The 8,920-nt window shown below is 56.0% G+C and carries 8 protein-coding genes; 4 read left to right on the top strand and 4 right to left on the bottom strand.

Annotated elements, in window-relative coordinates; all coding sequences use genetic code 11:
* Positions 1–1,233 (top strand): alanine/glycine:cation symporter family protein (locus B2R48_RS00040; RefSeq protein ID WP_296996205.1); only part of this gene is annotated, 1,233 nt, incomplete at its 5' end.
* A gap of 213 nt (positions 1,234–1,446) precedes the next feature.
* Positions 1,447–3,093: a U32 family peptidase gene (locus tag B2R48_RS00035; protein ID WP_296996201.1), complete on the top strand. Its 1,647-nt coding sequence runs from the start codon at positions 1,447–1,449 to the stop codon at positions 3,091–3,093.
* An 82-nt stretch (positions 3,094–3,175) separates the two neighbouring features.
* Here B2R48_RS00035 and B2R48_RS00030 read toward each other — a convergent pair whose 3' ends face one another.
* Both B2R48_RS00030 and B2R48_RS00025 read right to left on the bottom strand, forming a co-directional pair.
* Positions 3,176–3,781, bottom strand: a complete 606-nt coding sequence (locus B2R48_RS00030) for a DedA family protein (RefSeq protein ID WP_213474775.1) — start codon at positions 3,779–3,781, stop codon at positions 3,176–3,178.
* Between the two features lie 93 nt (positions 3,782–3,874).
* On the bottom strand, positions 3,875–4,288 hold the full coding sequence (locus B2R48_RS00025) for a DUF3830 family protein (RefSeq protein WP_062955680.1): 414 nt from the start codon (positions 4,286–4,288) through the stop codon (positions 3,875–3,877).
* A gap of 625 nt (positions 4,289–4,913) precedes the next feature.
* Between B2R48_RS00025 and B2R48_RS00020 the strand changes: the two genes are divergently transcribed.
* Positions 4,914–6,047, top strand: a complete 1,134-nt coding sequence (locus tag B2R48_RS00020; RefSeq protein WP_213474771.1) for a type III PLP-dependent enzyme — start codon at positions 4,914–4,916, stop codon at positions 6,045–6,047.
* A gap of 23 nt (positions 6,048–6,070) precedes the next feature.
* The gene (locus B2R48_RS00015) at positions 6,071–6,577 is read left to right on the top strand and encodes a GNAT family N-acetyltransferase (protein ID WP_296996191.1); all 507 of its coding nucleotides are present in this window, start codon (positions 6,071–6,073) and stop codon (positions 6,575–6,577) included.
* Between the two features lie 83 nt (positions 6,578–6,660).
* On the opposite strand, the gene B2R48_RS00010 is transcribed toward B2R48_RS00015, so the two are convergent.
* Together B2R48_RS00010 and B2R48_RS00005 are read right to left on the bottom strand one after the other, a co-directional pair.
* The gene (locus B2R48_RS00010; RefSeq protein WP_296996190.1) at positions 6,661–8,235 is read right to left on the bottom strand and encodes a YbaY family lipoprotein; all 1,575 of its coding nucleotides are present in this window, start codon (positions 8,233–8,235) and stop codon (positions 6,661–6,663) included.
* A gap of 156 nt (positions 8,236–8,391) precedes the next feature.
* On the bottom strand, positions 8,392–8,920 hold a 529-nt coding region (locus B2R48_RS00005), incomplete at its 5' end, for an SMP-30/gluconolactonase/LRE family protein (RefSeq protein ID WP_296996188.1).

Raw genomic sequence — 8,920 nt, 5'->3', positions numbered from 1 at the left:
TATTCCCACCCCGAAGATGCCGGTGAGGTTTCGCACTTTCAGGCCCTTGCCACCGCCCTTTCGGGCACAGTCGGGCTTGGCAATATTGCCGGGGTGGCCGTGGCGGTTTCCATCGGTGGACCCGGTGCGACATTCTGGATGATCCTTGCCGGGTTGCTTGGCATGGCATCAAAATTCACCGAATGTACGCTGGGTGTGAAGTATCGTAACGAATACGAAGACGGGCGCGTTTCAGGTGGCCCGATGTATTACCTGTCAAAGGGGTTGACTGAAAAAGGCAAACCCGGCCTTGGCAAAGTTCTGGCCGTCATCTTTTCGATCTGCTGCATCGGTGGTGCCGTGGGCGGCGGGAACATGTTCCAGGCCAATCAGGCCTTCCAGCAGGTGGTCAATGTCACCGGCGGCGAAAACAGCTTCCTGGCCGGGTCTGGCTGGTTGTTTGGCCTGATCATGGCAATCGTCGTTGGTGTAGTGATTATCGGCGGCATCAAGTCCATCGCCAAGGTCACCGAAAAGATCGTGCCCTTGATGGCCATCATCTATGTCACGGCGGGCCTTGTTATTATCCTGTCCAATATCTCCATGGTTGGTGATGCTTTTGCCCAGATCTTTGTCGGAGCCTTTACCGGTGCCGGTGTTGCTGGCGGCGTTATCGGTGCCCTGATCCAGGGCTTCAAACGTGCGGCGTTTTCCAACGAGGCGGGTATTGGTTCGGCTGCGATTGCACACTCGGCCGTGCGGACCAAGGAACCGGTTACCGAGGGCTATGTCGCCCTGCTTGAACCGTTCATTGATACGGTCGTGATCTGCACCATGACCGCCCTTGTGATCACCATCAGTGGCGAGCTGAATTCCGGCCTGACAGGTGTCGAGCTGACCTCGGCGGCCTTTGCGTCGGCCTTTACCTGGTTCCCGCTGATCCTGGCACTGGCCGTTGTCCTGTTTGCCTTTTCGACCATGTTGTCATGGTCCTATTACGGGCTGAAAAGCTGGACCTATCTGGTCGGTGAAGGCAAGGGCAAGGAGATCATCTTCAAGCTGTTCTTCTGCCTGTGCGTGATCGTCGGCGCATCCATGAGCCTCGGTCCCGTAATTGATTTCTCGGATTCCATGATCTTTGCCATGGCAATCCCCAACATCATCGGCCTTTATTTCCTGATGCCGGTTGTACGTGGTGAAGTCAGACAATATTGGGCCAAGATCGAAAGCGGCGAGATCAAGAAGGTCAAATAAGCCAAAACTTTGAAACGATTCCAAACACCCCTGCCCCTTGGCGGGGGTGTTTTGCTTGGCGCCCTGCAAGTCCGGCATGGCAGCTCATCACGGCCATAGCTATGCAAGGCTTGCGAAATATGCGATTTTAATCGGCACAGGCAGCAGGCTATGATAGAAGCCGCAGCCAAAGAGATTTCCCGCAGACGACCAAATAGAAAAGACCCGCAAGTGATGAGTAATCAATCGCGCCGTTCCGAATTGCTGATGCCCGCAGGCTCGCTCGAAAAGCTGAAGGTTGCCGTGCTGTATGGCGCGGATGCCGTTTACATGGGCACGCCGGACCTGTCGCTGCGCGTTAAAAGCCAGATGTCGCTTGATGACGTGGTCGAGGGCATTGATTTCGCCCACAGCCATGGTGTGCGCGTTTACCTCACACTGAACCTGTTTTCGCATAACAAGGATATCGACAAGCTGCCGGAATATGTCGATACCGTGCGCAAGGTCCGCCCCGATGGCCTGATCGTGGCCGATCCGGGTGTTTTCATGTTTGTCCGCGAACATGCGCCGGAACTTGATTTGCACGTGTCGACACAGGCCAATGTGTGCTCGTGGCAAAGTGTCAAATTCTGGCAAAGCATCGGTGCCAAGCTGGTCGTTCTGGGGCGTGAGGTTTCCTATGAGGAACTGACCGAAATCCGCGAAAAATGCCAGGACATCAAGATCGAGGCGTTTGTGCATGGCTCGATGTGCATGACCTATTCCGGTCGTTGCCTGCTGTCGAACTTCATGGCCGAACGGGGCGCGAACCAGGGGGCGTGTGCCAACAGCTGCCGCTGGAAATACAAAGTCCACATGAAGCTTAAGGACGGCACGGTCAAGGAACTCAAACTGACCGAGGAAAACCTGGAAATGTTTGACTTCTTCCTTGAAGAAGACATGCGTCCGGGTGAACTGATGGAAATTCAGGAAGACGAGCGCGGATCATACATCCTGAATTCGCGCGATCTGTGCATCATGCCCAAGCTTGAAGATTACCTGAAAATCGGGGTCGACAGCCTCAAGGTCGAAGGCCGTGGCAAAAGCCCGTATTACGCCGGCCTCGTAGCGCGTGCGTATCGCATGGCGATTGATGACTGGTACAAGGACCCGGAAAACTGGTCGGCCGAAGAATACATGAAGGAACTGGCGACCATCCCGAACCGGGGCTATACGCTGGCCTTCCATGACGGGCGTCTGACCAATTACGCGCATGGCTATGACAGCAACACCAATGTGTCGGACTGGGAATATGCCGGTCAGATCGTCGAGGTCGAAGACGATGCCTTTGTCATGTCGGTCAAAAACCGCATGCTGCCGGGGGACGTGATCGAAATCGTGCCGCCGCGCTCGCGCCAGACGATTTTCATCCGCATGTATGAATTCATCGACGCCAAAACCGGCAAGGTCGGTGAAGCCGTCCACGCCAACACCCAACCGTTCATCCGTTTGCCGTTTAGCCTGTTTGAACAGGAAGACCCGGAGTTTCTGAAGCGCGAAGTCCTTCCGATGACCATCGTGCGCAAGGAAAAGGCCCTTTCCGAAGACGAATGGCAGCGCCTGAAACTTGATCAGGAAGGCCACAAGATCGAAATGGGCAACGGCAATGAAGAACGCTATGACGCCAAGCGTGATGCGCTTCAGACCGCCCTTGATGATCGCCAGAAGGAACGCTCCTTCCGCACCCCGCGTGTTGGCACCAAGGGCTGCTGTGGCCGGGGGTGCAATGGCTGTCTGATCTTCTGGCATGATGAAAGCTATGCCAAGGCGCGCGAAATTCTTGCCAAGCGCAAACAGGGCGAGATGCTTGAAAAAGACGGCAAGACGATTGCCGCCGAATAAGCAGCCCGCCTATTGCAGTTACACAAACGGCAGCCTGATCAGGCTGCCGTTTTTCTTTGTTCTGATCATGGTGCCCCCATAATCAGTGCTCGGCGCTTTCAGCGGCCTTTTCAGCCTGTGCTTCAAGCTTGTCGATCCGGCGCAACGCAAACCAGCCGATCGTGATAAAGACCAAAAGCAGCATCGGGCTGAGTATCGCCAGGTTATGCTCGATCAGCTCGGACATCCCCTCGCCGACGCTATAGCCAAGACTGAAATAAAGTCCGGCCCAGAGGACCACTGATGTGATGCTGAGCGGCAGGAAGCGGATGAACGACATCGAACTCATGCCGACCGGGAAAACACCGAATGAGCGCACCCCATGCGGATAACGACAGAGCAGGATATAGGCGATGCCGTAATGCTCAAACAGACGCAGCGTCTTGCGCATCCACATCGCAAGGGCATCCGGCATTTTCGCGACAAGCGCATCACCATATTTCCGCGCCAGAACAAAGCGCACCATATCCCCGATGAACCCGCCAGCAATCATGGCCCCCAATGCTGGTCCCGCCACAAGGCTTTCGGCCGCAACCAGCATGCCCGCAAATACCGGCAGGATACTGGCCTTGCTGACACAGTAGGTGAAAATCAGGATATAGATGAACTGCTGATATTCCTGAACCCACTGATTGATTGTTTCAAACACGCTAAACCTGACCGGAAAATTGCAAACTGGATGGCCTTCTAGGCCAAACCGGGCACACAGTGAAGTGCCCCCGATCACAGTGCCTTTTATTATTTACGCCAGTTCGAACCTGATCGGCTGGGCACCTTCCCAAAGGGTCATTTTGCCGAGCTTTTCAAGGTCTTCGAGATTGCTGGTGACCGTGATGAAGTGGTTGCCGGCAAGCTGGCCGACCTTGGATGCGAAATGCACCCCGCCATAGGCCAGCAGGATTTCGGTTTCGCTGATGCCACCCGGATACAGGATGATCTGCCCCGGGGCCGGGAAGCTGGTGTGGTTTTCGTAGTCCACACCAAACTGATAATCACCCAGCGGCATCCACACGCCCTCGCCACTCCAGCGGACATGAACGGCCTTGCTTTCAAACGGCATGCGATCAAGGAACGCCTTGCAGGTATGCGGTGCCTTTTCGATTTCGAGCACGCCGTCAAAGGTGAAGGGGCCAGCGGTGATTTTGATATTGGACATAAGAAATTCCTGACTGGGCGGCGCAAAACGCAGCGCGCCAGACGACGCGGCGAAATCGGGCCGGGGAAATTACATGTCCCAAGGGCTACACCGCCCGTTTGAAACCGTCAATTGCCTTCGAAATTGCCGTCAACTTATGCGCAAATTGCATTGCCCCATACCAAAACCTGCCAACAGAACATATTGCAAATCCTGAACGCGGCCATTCGCGCCATTTTTTGCGTCGCAGCATGACTTCTTCGACGATCCTGCGATTGTTTCAGGACAAAACGGATGAAAATTTCACTTGCACGCAAAAAGCATCGGGCGTAAATGCGGACTTGCCCAAAGTCGCACGTGCCTGTGGTGGTCCCAATTTTGGAACCCTCGGGGTCACTTAAAGCAACGACGGTGTAGGGCTTTTTTGGTCTCAGGTGGCGTCCAAATCCACCGACACTAAAGAGGCACACCATCATTGCCCACGTGCGGAACGGGAACTCCCCATTCCATAGCGAGGCAGACTTCGCAAGTTCCGGTTGGCCCCGGGGCTAAACAGTATGCAGGTAGTCCGCGTCATCGCGCCTCCACCGCGCGCACGCATCAGGTACATGCACGCTGCCATATCGTGGAATGGGAGAACGCCCCAATGGCAACTCAGCGTATTATTGATTTTCTCGCACAGAACCGCCCGGAAGGTCCGTGCCTTGTTGTTGATCTCGACGTTGTTCAGCGCAACTACGAGACCTTTACCCGTGCGCTGCCGAGCTCGCGCATCTTCTATGCCGTCAAGGCAAACCCGGCACCGGAAGTTCTGAGCCTGCTTGCCGACCTTGGCAGCAACTTTGACACCGCATCCGTCCCGGAAATCGAAATGGCGATGGCTGCTGGTGCCACCCCGGACCGCATTTCCTTTGGCAACACCATCAAAAAGGAACGCGACATTGCGCGCGCTTTTGAACTCGGTGTGCGCCTCTATGCGGTTGATTGCGTCGAAGAAGTCGAAAAAATTGCCCGTGTCGCACCGGGTGCGCAGGTTTTCTGCCGCATCCTGACCGACGGCGTTGGCGCAGAATGGCCGCTGTCGCGCAAATTCGGTTGCGCGCCTTCCATGGCGCTCGAAGTTCTTGAGCATGCCCATCACATGGGTCTGGATGCCTATGGCGTGTCCTTCCATGTCGGGTCGCAGCAGTGCAACCTTGATGCATGGGACACCGCGCTTTCGGAAGCATCATCGATCTTCCGTACCCTGGCGGACAAGGGCATTCACCTTCGTATGGTCAATATGGGCGGGGGCTTCCCGACCCGTTACCTGCGCGACATTCCGGCGACCGAAGCATACGGTGCTGCAATTGTTGATGCGCTTCACAACCACTTTGGCAACCACATGCCCGAAACCATTATCGAACCGGGCCGTGGCATGGTGGGTGATGCCGGCGTGATCAAAGCCGAGGTTGTTCTGATTTCGCGCAAGCATGCCGACGATCCGGTGCGCTGGGTTTACCTTGATATCGGTAAATTCGGTGGCCTTGCCGAAACCATGGACGAAGCCATCCGTTATCCGATCACCACGATCCATGATGGCGGCGACGTCGCCCCGTGTGTTCTGGCTGGTCCGACCTGTGATTCGGCTGACGTGCTGTATGAAAAGACCCCGTATGACCTGCCGGTCTCCTTGACCATCGGTGACGAGGTCCTGATCGAGGCAACCGGCGCGTACACCACCACTTATGCGTCCGTGGCGTTCAACGGCTTCTCGCCGCTTGCCGCCTATGTCATCTGACCGCATTTGCGAAAGACAGGCCAATGATCACGATTGATCGCGAAGGCGCTTATGCCCATATCGAGCGCGAAAAGCTGCTGGATCGCGTAATGGGTCCGGCGCGTTTTGGGAAATCGTCTGAAATCCTGCGCCGTAATCGGCTTCCGGCGGACGGTTTGGCGTTTGTCGCCTTTGACGGCAAACAGATGATCGGCACCGTCCGGTTGTGGAATGTCAATGCCGGTGATGCAGGCGATGCATTGCTGCTCGGCCCGCTTGCCGTGGATAAAATCTATAGCGGGTCCGGGGTTGGTGCCGGTCTGGTTTATGCTGCCCTTAATGCAGCACAGACGGCCGGTCACCGTTCGGTTCTTCTGGTGGGGGATCCGGATTACTATGCACGCTTTGGCTTCCATGCTGCGCCTGCAAGCGGGCTTTTGATGCCCGGCCATTTTGACCGTCACCGGTTCCAGGCGGTTCAACTTGGCAATGACGATGTTTTGAGCGGATCAACCGGCATGCTGAGTGCCACCGGGGCCATGATCCACTAGGACATCAAGGCAATAAGACAAACAAATCCCGGCCCGGGTTGCCCCGGCCGGGATTTTTGTTTCTGCTTCCAATGCCGATCAGATCAGCAGGTCTTTTCAGACAACCAGCCAACAAAGACGCCCTTTTGCACCAGCCGTTCATGGGCAAAGCAATCCCCGTCGGGATAGGCGCCGCTGGCTGGGGTGAAACGGACGATATCTTCGCCGGGCAGAATGTTGGTGGTGGTTTCAACCAGTTCGGTTTGTGCGGTTCCGAGGCCATCTGATGGCACCAGACAATCATGACGCCCGCCATTGCCATTGATCGTGCGCACCCCAACCATGCCATGGTTCATCGGCCAGGCTTTCAGAACCGAGACCAGATCACCGGGATTTTTGGCAAGGCAGGTGGTGATTGCCGGCATCATCTCATCAAAATAGCGCGTCCAGACCCCGTCCCCCTGCGCTTTCAGCTCCTCAACCGAAACCACCGGGAAATCGCCGGGCGCAAGGGTAAGGCTGGCGGCCTCGCTCGGCATGGACGAGACGGCGCAATGGAAATCACCTGACGGAGTTGTCCAGATGGCGTCTGCCCCCTTGCCGCGCAGTTCGTATATTTCATTGCCATAACCATATCCCGATCCGGTCGGCATTTGCGCCAGACTGATCGGCTCGCGCCCCCGGAATTCAACAATGGCGCGCTTGGCATCCTGATCAAAGGTCACTGCAAAGCGGCTTTTGTCATCACAGATAAAAAGCTCAGGGCCGCTGCGTGAGTCCGGCGTGTTGTTAAGCTGGCTTAACATGGCATCGATCCGGCTGAGCGCCACCTTGCTTTGCGACAGCGCCCCGCTGATTTCATGTTCATCGGGTTCACTGACATTGCCATTAATGGTTTTGCTTCCCGACGCGAAACGGCCCTGTGCGAAATCAAGTTTAAGGGTGTATTGCAACGGTTGATCATCGTTGGAACCACCGTAATTGACCCGCTTTGCGTCCTCGGCAAAGCGCAAAAGCTGCCCATTGCGGTAATAGAGCTTAACGTCACTGGTTCCGTAATCGCCAAGATCGCGATGCTCGTCGACCAGAACCGGCTCGCCCTTTGGCGAGATATAGGCATTGTAGGTCACGGTATGATCGGATGCCGAATACTGACCGGGGATCACCCGCATATCGGGCAAGCGGGCCTCGATCGCGGCAACATGATTGTCAATCGCCGAAGCGTTGCCTTTGCTGCTGCCATTCCCCTGTGTGCGGGCGATTTTGCGAACAAGGATGTCGACATCACTTGGCGCATCGCGGGTCAGGACCGGATAGGCCTGATCATTGCGAAACAGAAGGTCTCCGTCGGCATTGACGATTTTCGCCTCGATCACATAGGTCATGCGCGGATCGATATCATCCGCATCATAGGGCAGGACAAACACCATGGGCGGATTGCTGACCGGCTGACGCAGTGCGGCAATTTCAACCGACGGTGCATCTGCCCGCGATACATCAAGCAAGCGCACGACGAGGAAGGTATTATCGGGCGAAAGCGCGATCCGTTCGCGATAACTGACCGATCCGGTGACACTGTTGCCGGACGGTTGCAGGGCCGCACAGCCCGACAATATCCCGACCATGCCAATGACAAAAAGTGCCCTTGCCCACTTGGCTGCGGCGTTAGCAGGTTTCATTTTGACCCCGGTTTGCTCGTATTTTTGATGGTGTCCGATGTGCTGTGCACACGCTATGGTGACGCCAAACATACCGAAAACCAAGGCCAAAAATGGGCAAGAAGCGCCAATAGCCTGATTAATGACAACCAATAGGCGCTTTAGACCGGTGAACGATCAGCCGGCAAACCGATGGCACGGCAAGCCCGCCACATCTGTCTTGATGGACAACAAAGCCCCTTCAAGCGCGTTGCCACTGTTCTCCAGCCCGACCGCGGCCGAGGTGATATAAAGCGTTTTAAGGTCCGGACCACCAAACACACAACTGGTTGGCTGGGTCACCGGCAGTTCGATCACCCGGTCAACACTGCCATCAGGGGCAAAACGCATCAGGCATCCCCCACCCCAGCGCGCATTCCAGATATATCCGTCCGCATCCATTGCCGAACCATCCATATTCCCGCGATCCTGCGGGCCAAAGAACGGCTTCGGGTTGGAAGGCACACCCGTTTCCATGTCAAAGTCATAAACATTAAGCGTGTTGGCAATGGTGTCGCCAAAGAACATTTTGGTGCCATCTGCCGACCACAGCAATGTGTTGGAGATACCGACATTGGCGGCAAACCGGGTGACTTCCCCATCCGCACCCACGCGGTTAAGCGTCCCCGTCGACGCCGTTACCGGCAGGTCTTCACCATTGGGGCCG

Source organism: Thalassospira sp. UBA848 (assembly GCF_002295455.1).
Taxonomy (GTDB): Bacteria; Pseudomonadota; Alphaproteobacteria; order Rhodospirillales; family Thalassospiraceae; genus Thalassospira.
The sequence above is the reverse complement of the archived record's forward strand: the minus strand, read 5'-3'. Positions and strand labels throughout refer to the sequence as shown.